Here is a 20099-nt window from a genome sequence, read left to right as displayed (position 1 = left end):
GGAGATGAACATTGGACTATCCCAAAAGTGTGCCCAGTGTCGGGTTGGTCAATGGCCAATTCGTTGATGAAGACGTAGTTGCCGCTACACCCGGCTCGCTGATCCCGGCGGCGTGGGGTAATGGTGTGACGCAGGAAATCCTCAATGTCGTCCAGGCGGCGGGAATGACACCCAGCGAGGCATCCAACAATCAATTGTTGGCAGCGTTGCGCAGCGCGGCGCTGTTCACCACCGCTACGCAGTTTGACAGTGGTCGGTCGGTGGCAACCACCGAATTCGTGCAGCGAGCACTGGGCAGCTACGCCAGCGCGCGAGGCATTGCGGGTGCTGCGCAATTGACGGCGGCGGATGTCGGCTGCTCGATCGGACTGGGCGGCAATGCCGCCTACACCGTGACGCTTCCGGATGCCGCTGCGGTACCGAGTGGCGCCACCATCAGCTTGCATTGCCGCAACAGTGCGGCGGTTACGGTGGCCAGTAAAACAGGCACGCAGATCAGCCCTCAGGGGGCGTATCTGGCGTCGATTGTGATGAACAGTGGTGAGAGCGCGAATTTTGTCAGGGAGTCGGGGGTGTGGGTGATGTATGGCACCGCCGGCATCAAGTATTCAGCTGCCTTCGGTGCCCAGATGAATTCGCCGGGTTATCAAAGACTGCCCAGCGGTTTGATTACGCAGTGGGTGGTCGGGGCTTCTGATGCCAACGGCAATATGACGCTATCGCTGCCAATCAGGTTTCCTTCGTCCATTTTGGGTGGCATCGCCAACGAGGCCAATCCGGCTGGCTGGAGTGCCAGCAATGCGACCGTTTGGGCATTGGACGTTGGGGCTTCGACAACATCGGTTGTGGTCGCGCGCGTGAGGAATATCGACCCGACCGGAATAAAGCCGTCGTCGGGTATTTCAGGTCGCGTGTTGGTCTGGGGATATTGAAATGACTATTTACTTTTACGCTCAGACCCTCGGTTTCGACCGGGTCGAAGGTTCGCTGACCGAAGTGCCTGAGGGCGCGGTGGAAATTACCCAGGCGCAATATGCCGAGCTGTTTGCCGGGCAGGCAGCCGGTAAACGCATCAGCGCGAGCGCCACTGGCCAGCCTGTGCTGATCGATCCGCTTATCTCTCCAATCGCCCTCGCCAACCGGGAGCGCGCCTGGCGCAACCAGGTGCTTCAGAGCACCCAATGGCTGGTTTTGCGTGATGCCGAAGAACTGGAGACCGGCGAGGGCACAACCCTGCACGCCGAGGAGTTCAAGCAACTGCTTGCCTATCGCCAGGCGCTGCGCGACTGGCCCGATCAGCCTGAGTTTCCGGATGCGCATTCGCGCCCGATTGAACCTGACTGGCTCGGCGCTCTGATTTTATAAGGAATCAATCGTGGATTATCCGAAAAGCGTTCCCGGCGCGGGCCTGGTCAACGGCAAGTTCGTTGACGAGGACGCCGTCGCCGGTACACCCGGCTCGCTGATTCCAGCGAGTTGGGGCAACAGCGTTACGCAAGAAATACTCAGCGCGATTACCGCAGCGGGGCTGAGCCCGGACGAACAGCAGACAGATCAATTGGCTCAAGCGATTCGGCAACTGTCCAAGCCAGATCCGATGCAACAGTTTCCGGTGCAGGTTTACCGCAGGAATCTGCTGATCAATGGCGGATTTGATATCTGGCAGCGCGGGACAACAAATCAGGCACCGAATGTCGGCGGCTACGTGGCTGATCGTTTCCGTTGTGACTGGAACGGCAATGCTGCGGTGAATATTTCTCGGCAGGATTTCGCGCCAGGCCAATCCGAAGTGTCGGGCGAGCCCGCTTGTTTTTTGCGTTGGCAGCAGACAACAGCCGGTGTCGGTTCCACTGAACACAAAATTTCTCAATATATCGAGTCGGTCAGAACACTGGCCGGTAAAACCGCCACCGTGACCTTTTGGGCGCGCTCCGATGCGGCGCGGCCGTTAAAAGTATTCGTAACCCAGTACTTCGGAGCGGGTGGCTCGGAGCCGGTGATGAAAGCGGTCGAGGTCTTTCAATTGACCACGGCTTGGACCATGTACACGGCCACTTTTCAGGTACCTGTGATCGCCGGAAAAATGCTCGGTGCCAATGATTGTCTGAGGCTGAGTTTCGATCTCCCGCTGAATGTGATTCAAACGGTTGACCTGGCAAGAATTCAGCTGGAAGAAGGGCCGGTTGCTACCCCCTTCGAGATCCGTCCACCTGCGGAAGAGCTGATGTTATGTCAGCGCTACTTCGAGAAGTCTTTTGCCAGCCGTTTGCCTATTCGGGCGAACAACGGCGCAAGTACCTGTATCGCTACGTTCACCCAGGCCGCTGCCGCGAAGTCGCCCCAGTCCGGGATGGCGGTAACCATGCTGGTTCAGAAGCGCGTTCAGCCTACGGTCACGATGTATTGCCCCGGCGAGGCCAGCGGCGAAGTCTGGAATTATTCACTTATAAAAGCATGCACTGGATCCATCGTGCAGAGTGTGACCGAGCGCAGTTTTGCCTTTGGCACAACGACGCCGGTCGACAGTGTTCCCGGACAGATACTGCAAATCGAATGGACAGCTGATGCCGAGCTCTAGGAGAAACCATGAATTATCAATTGACTGGATGCGGCGTACTTAGGCTGAGCGATGCAGCGTATATCCCGCAAGATACAACAAATCGCGATTGGCTTGAGTATCAGCAGTGGCTGTTATCGGGCGGCCAAGTATTGCCGGCCAATGAACCGCCAAACAACCCTGCATTGAACAGCCCTCTGAAAACTCTGGCAAATAAATGGCTGGCACGCAGCAACCGCCAGCCATGATTCAATCGGGGCAATCTAGGGAGGACCAAGCATCATGCAAATAACCGAAAACAACCTTATCGACATCATGCCCAACGCCCGCTCCCAAGCGGGCGTTTTTGTTTCTGCACTCAACAGCGCGATGGCTCGCCGTCATATCGACTCGCCCAAACGTGTCGCGGCGTTTCTCGCGCAAGTCGGCCATGAGTCGGGGCAACTGCGTTACGTACGCGAACTGGGCAACAACCAATACCTGAGCAAGTACGACACCGGCACGTTAGCGCTGCGCCTGGGTAACACGCCGGAGGCTGACGGCGACGGGCAAAAATACCGAGGGCGCGGGTTGATCCAGATTACTGGCCGTTCGAATTACCGCCAGTGCAGTCTTGGCCTGTTCGGCGATGAACGTCTGTTATCCCTGCCCGAACTGCTTGAGCAGCCGCAATGGGCAGCCGAATCCGCGGCATGGTTCTGGGAGCAGAAGGGCCTGAATGAGCTGGCTGATCGTGATCAGTTCAACATCATTACCCGACGCATCAACGGCGGGTTGAACGGCCTGCAGGATCGCCTGGACATCTGGGCGCGCGCGAGGGCGGTACTATGCCAATCCCCGGCCGAATGATCGGCGTTGTTTTGCTGGCTGCCGCTGCTTTTGCGGCAGCCTGGCAAATTCAGGACTGGCGCTACGGGCGGCAGCTGGCCGATCAGTTGCGGTTAAACGCTGAATCCGTCAATCAACAGAACCTAGCCGCCGCTACTGCACAACAGGCCGAGCAGGATAAACGCCTGGCGCTTGAGCAGCGGCTCGCCGCCAGTGAACAAACCCATTTTCGAGCGCTGAGCGATGCCCAACGTGATCAGGATCGCCTGCGCGATCGTCTTGCTACTGCTGATGTGCGCCTGTCAGTCCTTCTCGACGCCGGCGACGTTGCCCAAGGCTGCAACCTGCCAGCCACCACCGGCGCCGGCGGCGTGGATCATGCAACCGTACGCGCCCGACTTGACCCGGCGCATGCTCAACGAATTGTCGCCATCACCGACAGCGGCGACCGCGGACTGATTGCGTTGCAGGCCTGTCAGGCGTATGTCAGAGCGCTGGCGCCTGCACATTTTGAATGATTGTGTGTATTGAAAGAGCAACCGGCTCGTGTACGGTGGTACGCATTCCACACGATCCGGAGTGCGCCGTGAAAGAGATCACCCAACTGGCCGCCGAACTTGGCCGACGTCTGCAAGTGCTCAACGCTCATGTGACCACCGCCGAGTCCTGTACCGGTGGCGGTATCGCCGAAGCGATTACCCGGATTCCGGGGAGTTCGGCGTGGTTTGAAGCCGGTTACGTGACCTATTCCAACCGGCAGAAGACCCAGCAACTGAATGTGCCGGCCGAGCTGTTCGAGACGGTGGGCGCGGTCAGTCGCGAGGTGGTCGAGGCGATGGTGCGTGGCGCGCAGGACCAAAGCCTGGCGCGTTTTGCCGTGGCGGTCAGCGGCGTGGCCGGGCCGGACGGCGGCTCGCCGAACAAACCGGTCGGCACGGTGTGGCTGGCATGGGCAGTGGGCGATGCGGTTTCCAGCGAGGTTAAGCACTTCGCCGGCAACCGTGACGAGGTCCGCCGACAAACGGTGAGGGCCGCGCTAGAGGGGCTGTTGCGACTAGCGGCACGAGAAATCGAAAATCAGGGGTAGGCGATCTTCGAACGCTGTGGAATAATACTGGCTACTTATACAGGTGTTGGCCGTCAGGCCTTATTGATTACGTGAGGACTTTAATGGACGACAACAAGAAGAAAGCCTTGGCTGCGGCCCTGGGTCAGATCGAACGTCAATTCGGCAAGGGTGCCGTAATGCGTATGGGCGATCAGGACCGTCAGGCGATTCCGGCCATCTCCACTGGCTCTCTGGGTCTGGACATTGCACTCGGCATCGGCGGCCTGCCAAAGGGTCGTATCGTTGAAATCTACGGTCCTGAATCTTCCGGTAAAACCACGCTGACGCTGTCGGTGATCGCCCAGGCGCAAAAAGCCGGCGCGACCTGCGCATTCGTCGACGCCGAACACGCCCTCGATCCCGAGTACGCTGGCAAACTGGGCGTCAACGTCGATGACCTGCTGGTCTCCCAGCCGGACACCGGCGAGCAGGCACTGGAAATCACCGACATGCTGGTGCGCTCCAACGCCGTTGACGTGATCATCGTCGACTCCGTGGCTGCACTGGTGCCGAAGGCTGAAATCGAAGGCGAAATGGGTGACATGCACGTGGGCCTGCAAGCCCGTCTGATGTCCCAGGCGCTGCGTAAGATCACCGGTAACATCAAGAACGCCAACTGCCTGGTGATCTTCATCAACCAGATCCGCATGAAGATCGGCGTGATGTTCGGTAGCCCGGAAACCACCACCGGTGGTAACGCGCTGAAGTTCTACGCCTCTGTTCGTCTCGACATCCGCCGTACCGGCGCGGTGAAGGAAGGCGACGAAGTGGTCGGCAGCGAAACCCGCGTCAAGGTTGTGAAGAACAAGGTCGCTTCGCCGTTCCGTCAGGCCGAGTTCCAGATTCTTTACGGCAAGGGCATCTACCTCAACGGCGAGATGATCGATCTGGGCGTATTGCACGGTTTCGTTGAAAAATCCGGCGCCTGGTATGCCTACGAAGGCACCAAGATCGGTCAGGGCAAGGCCAACTCGGCCAAGTTCCTGGCGGACAATCCGGAAATCGCCGCGAAGCTCGAGAAGCAACTGCGTGACAAGCTGCTGTCGCCAGCAGTGATTGCTGATTCCAAGGCTTCCGCTGTCAAGGAAACCGAAGACGATCTGGCTGACGCTGATATCTGATCGCAGCGATGACCACCGTCGTACTCGATACACTCGTCGCAGTGCGACGAACCGCCATGGACCTGCTCGCACGCCGCGAGCATGGTCGAGTCGAGCTGACGCGCAAGTTGCGCCAGCGCGGCGCTGAAGCGGAGATGATCGAAACAGCCCTCGACCGCTTGACGGAAGAGGGACTGCTTTCCGAAGCCCGTTACCTCGAAAGTTTTGTTTCGTACCGTGCCCGTTCTGGCTATGGCCCTCTGCGGATTCGTGAGGAGCTGAGCCAGCGTGGTCTGCAGCGTGCCGATATCGAGCTCGCCCTGCGCGAAAGCGGTATCAACTGGCAGGAGCAACTTCAGGAAACTTGGCGGCGCAAGTTCTCAGGACATCTACCGATTGATGCGAAAGAGCGGGCCAAACAAGGCCGGTTCCTAGCGTATCGGGGCTTCTCGATGGAAACGATCAACCGCTTGTTCAGCGGTCGCGGCATGGATGACTAGAACGATTCAATAAAAAACGGCCCGCTATGAAAATAGCGGGCCGTTTTTTTGCTCTCAAATTGCCTTAGAGGGTTCCCGGTTGCGCTGAGCGGCTTGTGGTTGAGAATGAGCCCAATTTTCCGGCAGGTTGATATAGTCAATCAACTCCCTCAGACGCCCGTGGGTGCGAGCGTTAAAGGCGAACGCCAGCCGCGCCAGATGGCTGAATTGGGCGTCATCGTGCTCTTCGCCGGCATAGGCGTGTTGGTGAAACCGGTCGCTCAGGCACAGATCGGCAAAGGCTTCCTGCATGTGTTCCAGCGCTTGATCGCTGAGTTTGTGATTCATGCGGATCACGAACTGACGTTTGAGCCAGCGACTGGAGTGGAAGTTGCTGTAGAACTGATTGATCTGCTCCACTGCCTCTTCAACGCTATAGACCAGTCGCATGAGTTTCAGGTCGGTCGGCAGGATGTAACGGTTGGCCTCCAGTTGCTGGCGAATGAAATCCATCGCACCCTGCCAGAATGTACCGCCCGGCGTATCGAGCAGCACCACCGGCACCAAAGGGCTTTTGCCAGTCTGAATCAGCGTCAGCACTTCCAGTGCTTCATCCAGCGTGCCGAAACCGCCCGGGCATAGAACCAGCGCATCAGCTTCTTTGACGAAGAACAACTTGCGGGTAAAGAAGAAGTGGAAAGGCAACAGGTTGCCAGTGCCGTCCACGGTCGGGTTGGCGTGCTGCTCGAAGGGCAGGGTGATGTTGAAACCGAGGCTGTGATCGCGACCGGCCCCTTCGTGGGCGGCCGCCATGATGCCGCCCCCGGCACCGGTGATGACCATCATTTCAGACCGTGCCAGTGCGGCGCCCAGCTCACGGGCCATGGCATACAAAGGATGTTCAAGTGGCGTGCGCGCCGAGCCGAATACCGTGACCTTGCGCCGCCCCTTGAATTGTTCGAGTACGCGAAAGGCCTGTTCCAGTTCGCGCAGGGCCTGCAGGGTGATTTTGGCGTTCCAGCGGTTGTGGTCTTCCTGGGCCATGCGCAGCACGGTCAGGATCATGTCGCGGTAGATCGGGATGTTCGGGCTGTTGGGGGAAACGCGGTTGAGTTGTTCTTCGACCTTGCTGATGAGGTCGGGGCCGCTTTCCTGAAAATGACGACTCAAGTGGTCATTCGGTTGGTAAGGCATTCAATGTCTCCTTTGTGCACAGAGCGGTTGGCCCTGACGAGCGGCGTCAGTGCCGCGCTGCAAAAACACACCTCTGGGCAGTTCCTTGGCTGCCGTCAACAGATGATCGGGAATACTCTGAATCTAGACCTTCGCGCAGCATTACGCTGTGACTTCTTTTGTAAGCAACCGAGAATGGCTCAGCGAGAAACGTTACCGCTCGTCCGAACGCCTACCGGGCAGTCAGCTCTCTGATTAACTGATTTACAGGCGTTATGCGACAACTTCGCGGCGATCAGGTGCGCAAGTGACAGGCTATTAAAGGATTTGCGGGTGGCAAGGAGGCGGGACACATGGCCAGAGTAATTCTGGAAATCGATACGCAATTGTATCGAATGTTACTGGCAGCGGCCGAGACCAGTCAGATCAGTCTCGAAGAGGAGTGTTGCCGACGTCTGGCTGGCGGCGAGCGCCGATCCCGGTATCTGCAGGCCTTGCTGGCCGAACTGCGCGCCGAGGATGAACAGCGGCGCGCCAATTCGCGGTGATTACTTCTTCTTCGCCGGGGCGGCTTTCGGGCAGTCGGATTCCTGATAGCTCGCGGAGCCGATCGCCTTGTTGGTTTTAACTTCCGTGAAGTCGTAACGCATGATCGCGCCCTTGGCCATCAACTTGCGGTACGACGGGTTGTTGCACACCGAGGCGCCCAACTGGAAGTACACGGCTTTGGGGTCAGCACGCATCTTGTCGGCGTGGCTCTTTTGTACGCTCAGGTGGTTGATCAACTGAGTGCCTTCGACGGTGTAGCCCTGATCGAGAATGTCTTCATTGATTGCCCGAGGCGTGCCGACGCTGCTCTGGGCGGCGACATTGCGCAGCTCTCTGTTCAGATTCTGCTCACTCAGGGACGCCGCCTGAGCGGTGAAGGACGACGCCAGCAGAATGGCAGCGGTGGGAACGATAAGGCGCAGCATGAAACTCTCCTGGTTCAGTGACTGGTGGTTCGACCCGTCACGTGACTGTGCGTTCAGTGGCGGCGAATTATAGGGGAGCCGGTCGGGAGGGTACAGGCTTGTGCCGCGCGCTCTGGTAAACTGCCGGCCTTTATTGCCCTGCCGAGTGTTGTTCGTGTCGAGTTTCCCTGCCTGCCGGCGTTGCCTGCGATGAATCACGCCCCTAACGCTGTAGCCCGCTTGCGCGACCAGCGTGAAGATGAAGGCATCAAGCCGATTCAGGCCCGGGGCTTTCGCTCCGAGCGTTGCCGCGACTGCCGGGTGATCATCAGCCATTGCCTGTGCGCCTGGCGGCCGAGCGTTGAGACGCGTTCGGCGGTGTGCCTGATCATGACTGGCAAAGAGGTGTTCAAGCCGAGCAACACCGGTTGGCTGATTGCCGATGTGGTGCGCGACAACCATGCGTTCATCTGGTCGCGCACCGAGCCAGACCCGCAATTGCTGGCGCTGCTCAACGACCCGCAGTGGCAGCCGTATCTGGTGTTCCCGGGTGAATACGTCGAGCCGTCGCGGGTGAGCAACACCGTCGCCGCCGATAGCAGCAAGCGTCCGCTGTTCATTCTGCTGGATGCGACCTGGACCGAAGCGCGGAAGATTTTCCGCAAGAGTCCGTATTTCGATCGACTGCCGATCTTGAGCCTGTTGCCCGACAAACTGTCGCGTTACCGCTTGCGCCGCTCGACCCGCAGCGAGCATCTGTGCACCGCGGAAGTGGCAGCGCTGTGCCTGGAACTGGCCGGTGATGCGGATGCCGCTTCGGCGCTGGACGCGTATTTCGACGTGTTCAGCCAGCATTACCTCGGCGCCAAACAGCAACTGGACAAGAACGAGTCGACACCGGCCCATGCCGAGTTGCAGCGCTATATACCAAAGCCGCAGGCGGAGTTGGCGCAATAGTGGCCCATACTGTACGAGCCAGCGGCCGCGCTGCTTGACCACCCCGGCTTCGCTGGGCATGCTTGGCGCCGTTCTGGGTGCGGCCAAGGTTTGAAACGCCGTGTTTGCTGTTGATTGGCGTTGAACGTGCCCCTGTGGATATCGCTTGCGAGCGGCATCTCGAGTTGCTTTGGTCTGACCGGAATGCACCGGCCGGCCATCAAAAACAGGATCATTTGAAAAATGGCCACATACGACATCCTGATTGCCGATGATCACCCGCTGTTTCGCAGTGCCCTGCATCAAGCGGTGACGCTGGGCCTCGGCCCGGATGTGCGGCTGGTGGAAGTGGCGAGCATCGCCGAACTGGAAGCGCGCCTGACCGAAAAGGCTGACTGGGATCTGGTCCTGCTGGACCTGAACATGCCTGGCGCCTACGGTTTTTCCGGATTGGTCCTGTTGCGCGGGCAATATCCACAGATTCCGGTGGTGATGGTTTCGGCGCAGGAAGAAGCTTCGGTGATGGTCAAATCCCGCGAGTTCGGCGCCAGTGGCTTCATTCCCAAGTCCAGCGATCTGAGCGTGATTCAGCAAGCTGTGCGCAAAGTCCTCGATGGCGACGTGTTCTGGCCGCCGCAAGCGTTCGAGGCAGTCAGCGTTTCCGACGAAGCCAAGGCCGCCAGTGATGGCCTCGCCAGCCTGACGCCGCAACAGTTCCGCGTATTGACCATGGTCTGCGAAGGCCTGCTGAACAAGCAGATTGCCTATGAGCTGAGTGTGTCGGAAGCGACCATCAAGGCCCACGTCACGGCGATCTTTCGCAAATTGAATGTGCGCACCCGCACGCAAGCGGCTTTACTGCTGCAACAACTTGAGTCAATTCCTAGCCAGTGATGGCTGGCGGTTTCACGCTTTTTTGACTTTCGTTGATCTAGCTTCCCCACTCCTTTTTGGTTGGTCTCTTCCATATGTCACCTTTCAAGGGCCAGACCGGCCTGAAACGTATCCTCAACGCCTCCGGTTATTCGCTCGATGGCCTGCGCGCGGCGTTCACTGGCGAAGCGGCGTTTCGCCAATTGGTGCTGCTCAATGTCGTGCTGATTCCGCTGACGTTCTTTCTCAACGTCAGCCGGGTCGAACAAGCGGTATTGATCGCTGTGTGCCTGCTGGCGCTGATCGTCGAGCTGTTGAACTCGGCCGTAGAAGCGGCCATTGATCGTATTTCGCTGGAATTGCATCCGCTGTCAAAAAACGCCAAGGACATGGGCAGCGCCGCGCAGTTCGTGGCCTTGAGCATGATTGCGCTGGTGTGGGCGGTAATTCTGCTTTAAGCGATGGTCGGCAAAACGATCTCGTCGCTGCGCTGCACTCCAGCGGTGAATGCGCGGCACAGTTCGAGAAACTCGCGCATCGCCGAGGTCTGGTATTTCTGCTTGTGCCAGATGAAGTAAAACTGCCGGGCCAGGTCCAGGTCCGGCGTCTCCACCGGCACCAGGCTGCCGCGGCGAAACGCATCACGCAGCGCCAGGCGTGAAATGCAGCCAATCCCCAGCCCTGATTCCACCGCGCGTTTGATCGCTTCGGTGTGTTCCAGCTCCAGACGGATATTCAGCGCACTACGGTGGTGGCGCATGGCTTGATCGAAGGTCAGGCGCGTGCCGGAACCCTGTTCCCGCAGAATCCACGCCTCGTGGGTCAGTTCCTCCATGCTCGCACTGCGGCGTTGAGCCAGCGGATGCTGCGGCGCGCAGAAGACCACCAGCTCATCCTCGACCCAGCTTTGCACTTCGATGTCCGGGTGGCTGCAATCGCCTTCAATCAGACCCAGATCAATTTCATAGTGCGCGACTTGTTGCACGATATTGGCGGTGTTCTGCACATGCAGCTTCACCTGGCTTTCCGGGTGGCGCTGCATGAAACTGCCGATCAGCAGGGTGGCCAGGTAGTTGCCAATGGTCAGCGTTGCCCCCACTGATAGAGAGCCGAAACCGGATTTGCCATTGAGCAGGTCTTCGATTTCCTTGGCCTGATCGAGCAGGGCCACTGCTTGCGGCAATAGCTGTTTGCCCAAGGCGTTGAGGCTCAGCCGTTTGCCGGCGCGGTCAAACAGCTGGCAGCTGGACTGGCGCTCGAGTTCGGTAATCGACGTGCTGGCCGCCGATTGCGAGAGGTTGAGCAGACCCGCAGCACGGGATACGCTTTCCTGCTGGGCGACGGCGACGAAGACTTGCAGTTGACGGAGAGTAAATCGCATATCGATATAACCGATAACCCTTATCTTGATAATCCAGTTAACAGATATTGTCGTCGCTATTAGAATGCGATGCAATTGCGCGCTATGGCCTTGGTGGGCCTGCGCAGACCCAATCTCCAGGAGTCAAACGTACATGAGCAACATGAACCACGAGCGTGTCCTCAGTGTTCATCACTGGAACGACACTCTGTTCAGCTTCAAGTGCACCCGCGATCCGGGTCTGCGCTTCGAGAACGGTCAGTTCGTGATGATCGGCCTGCAGCAGCCCAACGGCCGCCCGCTTATGCGCGCTTACTCGATCGCCAGCCCGAACTGGGAAGAGCATCTGGAATTCTTCAGCATCAAGGTGCAGGACGGTCCGCTGACCTCCCAGCTGCAGCACCTGAAGGAAGGCGACGAGATCATCATCTCGAAAAAGCCTACCGGCACGCTGGTTCTTGACGACCTGAACCCGGGCAAGCACTTGTACCTGCTCAGCACCGGTACTGGTCTGGCGCCGTTCATGAGCGTGATTCAGGACCCGGAAACCTACGAGCGATTCGAGAAAGTGATCCTGGTTCACGGCGTGCGTTATGTCAACGAAGTCGCCTACCGCGAATTCATCACCGAGCACCTGCCGCAGAACGAGTTCTTCGGCGAAGCGCTGCGTGACAAGCTGATCTACTACCCGACCGTAACCCGTGAGCCGTTCGAGAATCAGGGCCGTCTGACTGACTTGATGCGCAGCGGCAAACTGTTCAGCGATATCGGCCTGCCACCGATCAACCCGCAGGACGACCGCGCGATGATCTGCGGCAGCCCGAGCATGCTCGACGAGACCAGCGAAGTGCTCGACAGCTTCGGCCTGAAGATCTCGGCGCGGATGCGCGAGCCGGGTGATTACCTGATCGAGCGCGCGTTCGTCGAAAAATAACCTGCGATACCTGTGGGAGCGAGCCTGCTCGCGAATGCGGTCCGTCATCAATGTTGATGTTGCATGACACGACGCCTTCGCGAGCAGGCTCGCTCCCACAGTTGGTTTTTGGGTGTGACAGTAAAAGCCCGCGTTGCCTGAGAAGGCAGCGCGGGCTTTTTCGTTTTCGGGGTTTACGCTGAGGCCGGGATCACTTCCAGCACGCAAATCCGCTCAGGCTTTGGATAATGCCAGCGCACATCCAGATCCCAGAACTGCGCACCGTATTCACGCTCTGGCGCCGGTGTCTGATAGGCCGGGCGCGGATCCTGCGCCAGGCATTGCTCGATCAGCTCAACCAACGGCTCGCCGAGGCGCTGCGCATGGGTATGCGCCTGTTGTAGGGCTGAATCGGTCCACTGCACGTCAATCAGATGCGGCGCGGCGCTGGCGATACTGTTGGCGGCGCCCGGAATGATATCGGCGTAAGGCACATACGGTTTGATGTCGAGCACCGGGGTGCCATCGAGCAGATCGATGCCGGAAATGAACAACCGATCAGCTTCAACTTTGTCGAGTTTCACCACCGATTGGCCAATGCCGTTCGGTCGATGCGTCGCGCGGGTGGCGAACACGCCCATGGACTTGTTGCCGCCCAGCCGTGGCGGACGGACTTTCAGCCGCGGTTTGTCTTCCAGCGCTTGATGAAACAGGAACAGCAGCCAGACGTGGCTGACTTGCTCCAGACCCTGCACGGCATCGCCCTGATCGAACGGCGCCACCAGCTCTAGCACGCCACGGGCGGCGGGGGCCAGCTGTGGCTGGCGGGGGATGGCGAACTTCTCCTTGAAGCAGGAGCGCACGAAGCCGATGGGGGAGACGCTGTAAGTCATGGTTTGCAATCGAAGCGGGGCAGGGTGGGCATGATAACCCGGCAGGCTTCAAGTCTGGTGGTGGCTGGGCTTGCGCTATCGGGAGCAGGCTCACTCCTACAGGAGTTTTCAGTGAACGCAAATTTTGTGTACATCCATGACCTGTAGGAGTGAGCCTGCTCGCGATAGCTTCACCGCCGATCTCAGAGACTGAACCCACCATCCAGCGGAATGATATTTCCGGTCATGTAAGCCCCAGCCGTACTCGCCAGGCTGATTGCCAACGCCGCCATCTCTTCCTCTCGTCCCCAGCGCTTCATCGGAATCAGGGCCGTGTCCTCGGCCAGCGCCTGCTCATCGTTGCCGATATGCTGGGTCATCTTGCTCGGAAAGCGCCCCGGCGCAATCACGTTGACGTTGATGTGCTGGCTGACCAGTTCCCGCGCGAGAATTCGCGACAACTGGTGCAGGGCCGCTTTACTCGGCCCGTAGGCATACGCCTGTTCACCAAACGAAGAAATCCCCGCCACCGAACCGATATTGATGATCCGTGCCGGATTCGCTGCCGAGCCGGCCTTGCGCAACAGCGGCAGAAATTGCTGGATGCAACTGAACACCGACGTCACGTTGAGCTGCATGACCTTCTCCCAGCCCTTGACCGGGTAACTTTCCAGCGGCGCACCCCAGGTCGTACCCGCGTTGTTCACCAGAATATCCAGATGGGTAATTTGCTCGCCCAGGCGCGCAGCCAGTTCCTGCACACCTTCCTCGGTTGCCAGATTCGCCGCCACGCCATGGCAGATGCCCAAGGCGCCAAGTTCTTCAGCGGTTTGATGACAGGCTTCAGCGTCACGAGAGCAGACGTAGACGCGGGCGCCAGCCTCGACAAAGGCTTTGGCGATCATCTTGCCGATACCACGGGTGCCGCCGGTCACCAGAGCGGTGCGGCCTTGCAGGGAAAAGTAGGGATGCATGGCGAGTCCTGAAGATTAGGGATCAGTACACCCTAGTCGTCAGTCGCGAAAAGCGGAGCCATTATTTTTGCAGAGAATGAGGGGCCATGCGGCCAGCTTCGAGTTGCAAGCCACAAGCGGCAAGTTAAAGCGGGGCGGTAACTTGCAGCTTGCAGCTTGCAGCTGCTTTACGCTCTCACGCGAAGCGTGAGCCCTTTGAGGAAATTGCGCAGCAACTGATCGCCACACGGGCGGTAGTTGGTGTGGCCGACCTTGCGGAACAGCGCGCTCAGCTCAGGCTTGGACACCGGAAACTCGGCGGCCTTGAGGATCGCATGCATGTCGTCTTCCTTCAGTTCGAAGGCCACGCGCAGCTTTTTCAGGATGATGTTATTGGTCACTGGCACTTCGATTGGCTGCGGCGGACGGCTTTCGTCCTTGCCGCGCTTGAAGATCACCAGGCCGTCGAGGAAGTGTGCGATGACTTCGTCCGGGCAGCGTACGAAACCTTCTTCGTCTTCTTCTTTCTTGTCGAGCCAGGTCACCACGTCGGCGAGGGTCACGTCCATGCCGCCGAGTTTGATGATCTCGACAACCTTCTTGTCGCTGATGTCGAGCATGTAGCGCACGCTGCGCAGTACGTCGTTATGAACCATGTCGGTATTCCTGATGCGTGATGGGCAGCGCCCACGGGCGTTGCCGAAATGTGTGGCGGCGGTGGAAGCGTCAGAACTTCTCTTTGCCGGACAGGTAGCGCCATTGGCCGACCGGGACCTTGCCGATCGACACACCGCCGATGCGGATGCGACGGATGCCGACGACTTTCAGGCCGACCGCTTCGCAGAACTGCGCGATGATCCCCGGTTGCGGGTTTTTCATGGCGAAGCGCAGGCGGTTTTCGTTCTGCCAGCTGGCCTTGACCGGCGGAAGTTCCTTGCCTTTGTGGGTCAGGCCGTGCTGCAGGCGATTGAGGCCGTGGGCGACCATCTCGCCTTCGACTTCGACCACGTATTCCTGCTCGATCTTCGCCGCGTCAGCGGTGAGCTTGCGCAGGATTTTCCAGTCCTGGGTGAACACTAGCAGGCCGCTGGCCCTGGGCTGCAGATCGGCGCTGGCGGTCAGGCGCAGGAAGTGCCCGCGAAGCGGGCGCTTGCTGTAGCGATGCTCTTCGCTGAGGGTCTCGGCGCTGAGCGATTGCATGGCGGTTTCAACGTCCATGCCGGCCGGCGCGTTGAGCAGGATGGTCACCGGCTCCGGCGCGGTGGCCTTGGCGTCCTTGTCGAGCTCGACCTTTTGCTCGCCGACCTTGAATTGCGGCTCATCGATGACTTCGCCGTCCACGGTGACCCAGCCGCCCTCAATGAACAGCTCGGCCTCCCGGCGGGAGCAACCGACCAGTTCGATGAGGCGTTTGGAGAGGCGAATCGGGTCAGTCATGACAGGGCCGTAACAAAAAAGGGGTGGGCATTGTACCTGTGTGGCGCCGGTTAAGCCCGGTTCCATTTACACGGTGTCCGTATTCCCTGTGGGAGCTGGCTTGCCAGCGATGGCATCACTTCGGTGGATCTGTCAGACCGAGGCGTCTGCATCGCTGGCAAGCCAGCTCCCACAGGGGTTCCTTGGTGTGTCAGGCGTGGCTTGAGCGTTGCTGGTCTTGCCGTAGGCGCATGTGCAAAAGCGGATACGGCTGCCCCATGCCATCGACTTCCGAGCGGCCAATCACCTCGAAACCCTGCTTGAAGTAGAACCCCAGCGCCTGCGGGTTCTGCTCGTTGACGTCCAGCTCATCGGCATTCAGATGCTGCATGGCATAGTTCAGCAGTTTTTTGCCCAAACCCTGACCGCGATGCTCGGGATCGATAAACAGCATTTCAATCTTGCCCGCCGCCACACCGGCAAACCCGGTGATGCGCTGCTGGCGGTCTTTGGTGCAGATCAGCATGACCGCATCGAGATAGCGGGTGAGCACCAGGTTGCGCAACAGCTCGATGTAGCTGTCCGGCAGGAACTGATGAGTCGCACGGACCGAGGCCTCCCAGACCCGGGTCAGTTCTTCGTAATCGCTGATTTTCGGTGTGTGGATGACCGAATGCTGACGCATGTGCGTGTGCCTCTTGTGCGGTTCAAGGGAGTCCGTCCCCCGCTAAACGATAGCCGCAAAAAAGCCCCGTATCTCGGAAAAGAGCGGGGCTTTTTGGATTTGTTGCGGTGTCTGGCTGGCTATTTCTGTCGCCAGCAAGATCTCTCCCCCTCACCCCAACCCTCTCCCCCAAGGGGGCGAGGGGGAAGGGAGCAGATCTTCGTGCTTTTCAAATTTGCGTTCGGCTCATATTTCAAGTCACCGCAATTCGAAAGAACAACCCGATCAGTCCCCTCTCCCTTGGGAGAGGGCTAGGGTGAGGGGCTTTTGATGTTCAGATCAGATCTGCTCAGCCCACAGATCGTATTCGTCAGCATCCGTCACCTTGCACCAGACCTTGTCGCCCGGCTTCAGGTTGCTACCGTTGTCGATAAACACGTTACCGTCGATTTCCGGCGCATCGAAGAAGCAACGGCCAACCGCACCTTGCTCGTCAACTTCATCCACCAGCACCTCAATTTCACGGCCGATGCGCATTTGCAGGCGGGCCGAGCTGATGGCTTGCTGGTGCGCCATGAAACGCTCCCAGCGGTCCTGTTTGACATCGTCCGGCACCACTTCCAGGTCCAGATCGTTGGCCGGAGCACCGTCCACCGGCGAGTACTGGAAGCAGCCGACGCGGTCGAGCTGCGCTTCGGTCAGCCAGTTCAGCAGGTACTGGAAGTCTTCTTCGGTTTCGCCCGGGAAGCCGACGATGAAGGTCGAACGGATGATCAGGTCCGGGCAGATCTCGCGCCAGTTCTTGATCCGCGCCAGGGTCTTGTCTTCGAACGCCGGGCGTTTCATCGACTTGAGCACTTTCGGGCTGGCGTGCTGGAACGGGATGTCCAGGTACGGCAGGATCTTGCCGGCAGCCATCAGCGGGATCAGCTCGTCGACGTGCGGGTACGGGTAAACGTAGTGCAAGCGCACCCAGACGCCCAGCGTGCTCAAGGCTTCGCACAGCTCGGTCATGCGGGTTTTCACCGGCGCGCCGTTCCAGAAACCGGTACGGTATTTCACGTCGACGCCGTAGGCGCTGGTGTCTTGCGAGATCACCAACAGCTCTTTAACGCCGGATTTGACCAGGCGCTGCGCCTCGTCGAGCACGTCGCCAACCGGACGGCTGACCAGTTTGCCGCGCATCGACGGGATGATGCAGAACGAGCAGCTGTGGTTGCAGCCTTCGGAAATCTTCAGGTACGCATAATGACGTGGGGTCAGCTTGATGCCTTGCGGCGGCACCAGATCGATCAGCGGGTTGTGATCCTGACGCGGCGGCACCACTTCGTGCACGGCGTTGACCACTTGCTCGTACTGCTGCGGACCGGTCACGGCCAGCACGCTCGGGTGCACGTTGCGGATATTGCCTTCTTCCACGCCCATGCAACCGGTGACGATCACCTTGCCGTTTTCCTTGATCGCTTCACCGATCACTTCCAGCGACTCCGCCTTGGCCGAGTCGATGAAACCGCAGGTGTTGACCACCACCACGTCGGCGTCCTGGTAAGTGGACACCACGTCATAGCCTTCCATGCGCAGCTGGGTCAGGATGCGCTCGGAGTCGACCAGTGCTTTCGGGCAACCCAGAGATACAAAGCCAACCTTTGGATTGGCCGGCGCAGGAGTGGTGGACATGTCTAACCTCGGTGTTTTGTGACGTCGCTGGCCACGCGCGGCAGCTGACGGATGGGCGCTTAAGGCGCGCCTCTGATCAAAAAGTGCGCAATTCTAGCGGCGGGCAGCGCACTTGACCAGCTTTATGCAGGGAAATACGACGAGTGCTGCGCTATGCTTCGCGCCGTTGAGCTTTACCGATTTCTTGCAGTCAACAAAACGTCTGTAACAACAGGTAAAACAGCGCATGCTGCACCACAAAGCATAGTGCTTCATTCGAAGAAGCCGGTATTGAGATCAGGAGTGTTGGATGGGTCAGGCAAGTAGTCATGCGGCAGGCGCCGAGGGTTCGGCCTCCAGGCCGCTGAGCATGCTGGTCGCGGCGGTCGGGGTAGTTTACGGCGACATCGGCACGAGCCCGTTGTACACCCTCAAGGAAGTGTTTTCCGGCGGTTATGGCGTCCCGGTCAATCACGACGGCGTGCTCGGCATTCTGTCGTTGATCTTCTGGTCGCTGATCTGGGTGGTCTCGATCAAATACATGATGTTCGTGCTGCGCGCCGACAACCAGGGCGAGGGCGGGATCATGGCGCTCACGGCGCTGGCGCGGCGAGCGGCGGGGCATCGACGCAAGTTGCGCTCATTGCTGGTGGTCTGCGGCCTGATCGGCGCGGCGCTGTTTTACGGCGACAGCATGATCACCCCGGCGATCTCGGTACTGTCGGCAATTGAAGGTCTCGGTTTGGCTTTCGATGGCATCGACCATTGGGTCGTGCCACTGTCGTTGGTCGTGCTGGTTGCTTTGTTCCTGATCCAGCGCCACGGTACCGCGCGCATCGGCATTCTGTTCGGGCCGATCATGGTCACCTGGTTTTTGGTGCTCGGCGCACTCGGCGTGTACGGCATCAGCCATACGCCGGAGGTGCTGCACGCGCTGAATCCGGCGTGGGCGGTGCGGTTTTTCATGGTGCACACCGGCATGGGCGTGGCGATTCTCGGCGCGGTAGTGCTGGCGCTGACCGGCGCCGAAGCGCTGTACGCCGACATGGGCCACTTCGGCCGCAAGCCGATCGCCCGCGCCTGGTTTCTGCTGGTACTGCCGGCGCTGGTGCTCAACTATTTCGGGCAGGGCGCCTTGCTGCTGGACAACCCCGACGCGGCGCGCAACCCGTTCTATCTGCTGGCACCGAGCTGGGCGCTGATTCCGCTGGTCGGCCTGTCGACCCTGGCCACGGTGATCGCCTCGCAAGCGGTGATTTCCGGCGCGTTCTCCCTGACCCGCCAGGCGATCCAGCTCGGCTACATTCCGCGCATGTACATCCAGCACACCTCCAGCGACGAGCAGGGCCAGATCTACATCGGCGCGGTGAACTGGGCGCTGATGGTCGGCGTGGTGCTGCTGGTGATCGGCTTCGAATCCTCCGGCGCCCTGGCTTCGGCCTACGGCGTGGCAGTGACCGGCACCATGCTGATGACCACTATCCTCGTCTCCGCCGTCATGTTGCTGTTGTGGAAATGGCCACCGATCCTCGCGGTCCCGGTCTTGCTCGGCTTCTTGTTGGTCGATGGCCTGTACTTCGCCGCCAACGTGCCGAAGATCATTCAGGGCGGCGCCTTCCCGGTGATCGCCGGTATTGCCCTGTTCGTGTTGATGACCACCTGGAAGCGCGGCAAGCAACTGCTGGTCGAACGCCTCGACGAAGGCGCGTTGCCATTGCCGATCTTCATCAGCAGCATCCGCGTGCAACCGCCGCATCGCGTACAGGGCACCGCCGTGTTCCTGACCGCCCGCTCCGACGCCGTGCCGCATGCGCTGTTGCACAATCTGCTGCATAACCAGGTGTTGCATGAGCAGGTGGTGCTGCTGACGGTGGTCTACGAAGACATCCCGCGCGTACCGCCATCGCGACGTTTTGAAGTTGAGGCCCACGGCGAAGGCTTCTTCCGGGTGATCCTGCACTTCGGCTTCACCGATGAGCCGGACGTGCCACAGGCACTGAAGCTGTGTCATCTGGATGAACTGGATTTCAGCCCGATGCGCACCACCTACTTCCTCAGCCGCGAAACGGTGATCGCCTCAAAACTCGAAGGCATGGCGCGTTGGCGCGAGGCGTTGTTTGCGTTCATGTTGAAGAATGCCAATGGCAATTTGCGCTTTTTCAATTTGCCGTTGAACCGGGTGATTGAATTGGGGACGCAGGTAGAAATGTAAGCCTGGCCTCAACTGAAAGAGCCCCCGACAGCCTTTTGGTTGGCGG

Annotated in this window: 24 protein-coding genes; 15 read left to right on the top strand and 9 right to left on the bottom strand. The window is 59.4% G+C overall.

Annotated elements, in window-relative coordinates:
* The first annotated feature begins 11 nt into the window (after positions 1–11).
* From M0746_RS19435 to recX, 9 genes are all read left to right on the top strand, one after another.
* Entirely contained in the window at positions 12–932 is a 921-nt protein-coding gene (locus tag M0746_RS19435) for a gp53-like domain-containing protein (protein ID WP_208938496.1), read from the top strand.
* 1 nt (position 933) lies between these two features.
* Positions 934–1365: a phage tail assembly chaperone gene (locus tag M0746_RS19430; protein WP_258450283.1), complete on the top strand. Its 432-nt coding sequence runs from the start codon at positions 934–936 to the stop codon at positions 1363–1365.
* A gap of 10 nt (positions 1366–1375) precedes the next feature.
* A complete protein-coding gene (locus tag M0746_RS19425) occupies positions 1376–2578 on the top strand; it encodes a carbohydrate-binding protein CenC (protein WP_258450282.1) in 1203 nt (400 codons plus the stop codon).
* A gap of 8 nt (positions 2579–2586) precedes the next feature.
* Entirely contained in the window at positions 2587–2805 is a 219-nt protein-coding gene (locus tag M0746_RS19420; protein ID WP_258450281.1) for a hypothetical protein, read from the top strand.
* 34 nt (positions 2806–2839) lie between these two features.
* On the top strand, positions 2840–3406 hold the full coding sequence (locus M0746_RS19415; RefSeq protein ID WP_258450280.1) for a glycoside hydrolase family 19 protein: 567 nt from the start codon (positions 2840–2842) through the stop codon (positions 3404–3406).
* Positions 3385–3903: a lysis protein gene (locus M0746_RS19410; RefSeq protein WP_258450279.1), complete on the top strand. Its 519-nt coding sequence runs from the start codon at positions 3385–3387 to the stop codon at positions 3901–3903. The genes M0746_RS19415 and M0746_RS19410 overlap by 22 nt, the downstream gene beginning before the upstream one ends.
* 68 nt (positions 3904–3971) lie before the next feature.
* Positions 3972–4472: a CinA family protein gene (locus M0746_RS19405; RefSeq protein WP_258450278.1), complete on the top strand. Its 501-nt coding sequence runs from the start codon at positions 3972–3974 to the stop codon at positions 4470–4472.
* Between the two features lie 83 nt (positions 4473–4555).
* A complete protein-coding gene (gene recA / locus M0746_RS19400) occupies positions 4556–5614 on the top strand; it encodes a recombinase RecA (RefSeq protein ID WP_090282065.1) in 1059 nt (352 codons plus the stop codon).
* 8 nt (positions 5615–5622) lie between these two features.
* Positions 5623–6093, top strand: a complete 471-nt coding sequence (gene recX, locus M0746_RS19395; RefSeq protein ID WP_258450277.1) for a recombination regulator RecX — start codon at positions 5623–5625, stop codon at positions 6091–6093.
* 54 nt (positions 6094–6147) lie between these two features.
* Here recX and M0746_RS19390 read toward each other — a convergent pair whose 3' ends face one another.
* Positions 6148–7266, bottom strand: coding sequence for an LOG family protein (locus M0746_RS19390; protein WP_258450276.1), 1119 nt, complete (start codon positions 7264–7266; stop codon positions 6148–6150).
* Between the two features lie 332 nt (positions 7267–7598).
* Between M0746_RS19390 and M0746_RS19385 the strand changes: the two genes are divergently transcribed.
* Positions 7599–7793, top strand: a complete 195-nt coding sequence (locus M0746_RS19385) for a hypothetical protein (RefSeq protein WP_208938487.1) — start codon at positions 7599–7601, stop codon at positions 7791–7793.
* Here M0746_RS19385 and M0746_RS19380 read toward each other — a convergent pair whose 3' ends face one another.
* Positions 7794–8219, bottom strand: a complete 426-nt coding sequence (locus M0746_RS19380) for a PA3611 family quorum-sensing-regulated virulence factor (RefSeq protein WP_007908738.1) — start codon at positions 8217–8219, stop codon at positions 7794–7796.
* A gap of 189 nt (positions 8220–8408) precedes the next feature.
* Here M0746_RS19380 and M0746_RS19375 point away from each other — a divergent pair, with 189 nt between their 5' ends.
* From M0746_RS19375 to M0746_RS19365, 3 genes are all read left to right on the top strand, one after another.
* On the top strand, positions 8409–9155 hold the full coding sequence (locus M0746_RS19375; RefSeq protein ID WP_208938486.1) for a tRNA-uridine aminocarboxypropyltransferase: 747 nt from the start codon (positions 8409–8411) through the stop codon (positions 9153–9155).
* Between the two features lie 222 nt (positions 9156–9377).
* Positions 9378–10028: a response regulator transcription factor ErdR gene (gene erdR / locus M0746_RS19370; RefSeq protein WP_123443004.1), complete on the top strand. Its 651-nt coding sequence runs from the start codon at positions 9378–9380 to the stop codon at positions 10026–10028.
* A gap of 74 nt (positions 10029–10102) precedes the next feature.
* A complete protein-coding gene (locus M0746_RS19365; protein ID WP_042607041.1) occupies positions 10103–10465 on the top strand; it encodes a diacylglycerol kinase in 363 nt (120 codons plus the stop codon).
* On the opposite strand, the gene M0746_RS19360 is transcribed toward M0746_RS19365, so the two are convergent.
* The gene (locus M0746_RS19360; RefSeq protein ID WP_258450275.1) at positions 10462–11388 is read right to left on the bottom strand and encodes a LysR family transcriptional regulator; all 927 of its coding nucleotides are present in this window, start codon (positions 11386–11388) and stop codon (positions 10462–10464) included. The genes M0746_RS19365 and M0746_RS19360 overlap by 4 nt on opposite strands.
* A gap of 133 nt (positions 11389–11521) precedes the next feature.
* Between M0746_RS19360 and fpr the strand changes: the two genes are divergently transcribed.
* Positions 11522–12301, top strand: a complete 780-nt coding sequence (fpr, locus tag M0746_RS19355; RefSeq protein WP_007908723.1) for a ferredoxin-NADP reductase — start codon at positions 11522–11524, stop codon at positions 12299–12301.
* A 173-nt stretch (positions 12302–12474) separates the two neighbouring features.
* Here fpr and tsaA read toward each other — a convergent pair whose 3' ends face one another.
* The 6 genes from tsaA to rimO form a co-directional block, all read right to left on the bottom strand.
* Complete coding sequence (gene tsaA / locus M0746_RS19350; RefSeq protein WP_258450274.1) at positions 12475–13173, bottom strand: tRNA (N6-threonylcarbamoyladenosine(37)-N6)-methyltransferase TrmO; 699 nt, start codon at positions 13171–13173, stop codon at positions 12475–12477.
* A gap of 182 nt (positions 13174–13355) precedes the next feature.
* On the bottom strand, positions 13356–14126 hold the full coding sequence (locus tag M0746_RS19345; RefSeq protein WP_258450273.1) for an SDR family oxidoreductase: 771 nt from the start codon (positions 14124–14126) through the stop codon (positions 13356–13358).
* A 167-nt stretch (positions 14127–14293) separates the two neighbouring features.
* A complete protein-coding gene (locus tag M0746_RS19340) occupies positions 14294–14761 on the bottom strand; it encodes a DUF1456 family protein (RefSeq protein ID WP_123465197.1) in 468 nt (155 codons plus the stop codon).
* A gap of 70 nt (positions 14762–14831) precedes the next feature.
* Positions 14832–15542, bottom strand: a complete 711-nt coding sequence (locus tag M0746_RS19335; protein ID WP_258450272.1) for an rRNA pseudouridine synthase — start codon at positions 15540–15542, stop codon at positions 14832–14834.
* A 190-nt stretch (positions 15543–15732) separates the two neighbouring features.
* On the bottom strand, positions 15733–16206 hold the full coding sequence (locus M0746_RS19330) for a GNAT family N-acetyltransferase (RefSeq protein ID WP_258450271.1): 474 nt from the start codon (positions 16204–16206) through the stop codon (positions 15733–15735).
* Between the two features lie 318 nt (positions 16207–16524).
* A complete protein-coding gene (gene rimO / locus M0746_RS19325) occupies positions 16525–17862 on the bottom strand; it encodes a 30S ribosomal protein S12 methylthiotransferase RimO (RefSeq protein ID WP_041478077.1) in 1338 nt (445 codons plus the stop codon).
* A 349-nt stretch (positions 17863–18211) separates the two neighbouring features.
* On the opposite strand from rimO, the gene M0746_RS19320 reads away from it, so the two are divergent.
* The gene (locus tag M0746_RS19320) at positions 18212–20053 is read left to right on the top strand and encodes a potassium transporter Kup (RefSeq protein ID WP_394599281.1); all 1842 of its coding nucleotides are present in this window, start codon (positions 18212–18214) and stop codon (positions 20051–20053) included.
* Positions 20054–20099: the final 46 nt, after the last annotated feature.

The organism is Pseudomonas sp. S11P7, from assembly GCF_023195435.1.
In the GTDB taxonomy this organism is placed as follows: domain Bacteria; phylum Pseudomonadota; class Gammaproteobacteria; order Pseudomonadales; family Pseudomonadaceae; genus Aquipseudomonas; species Aquipseudomonas fluorescens_G.
This window is presented reverse-complemented; position numbering and strand designations above follow the sequence as displayed.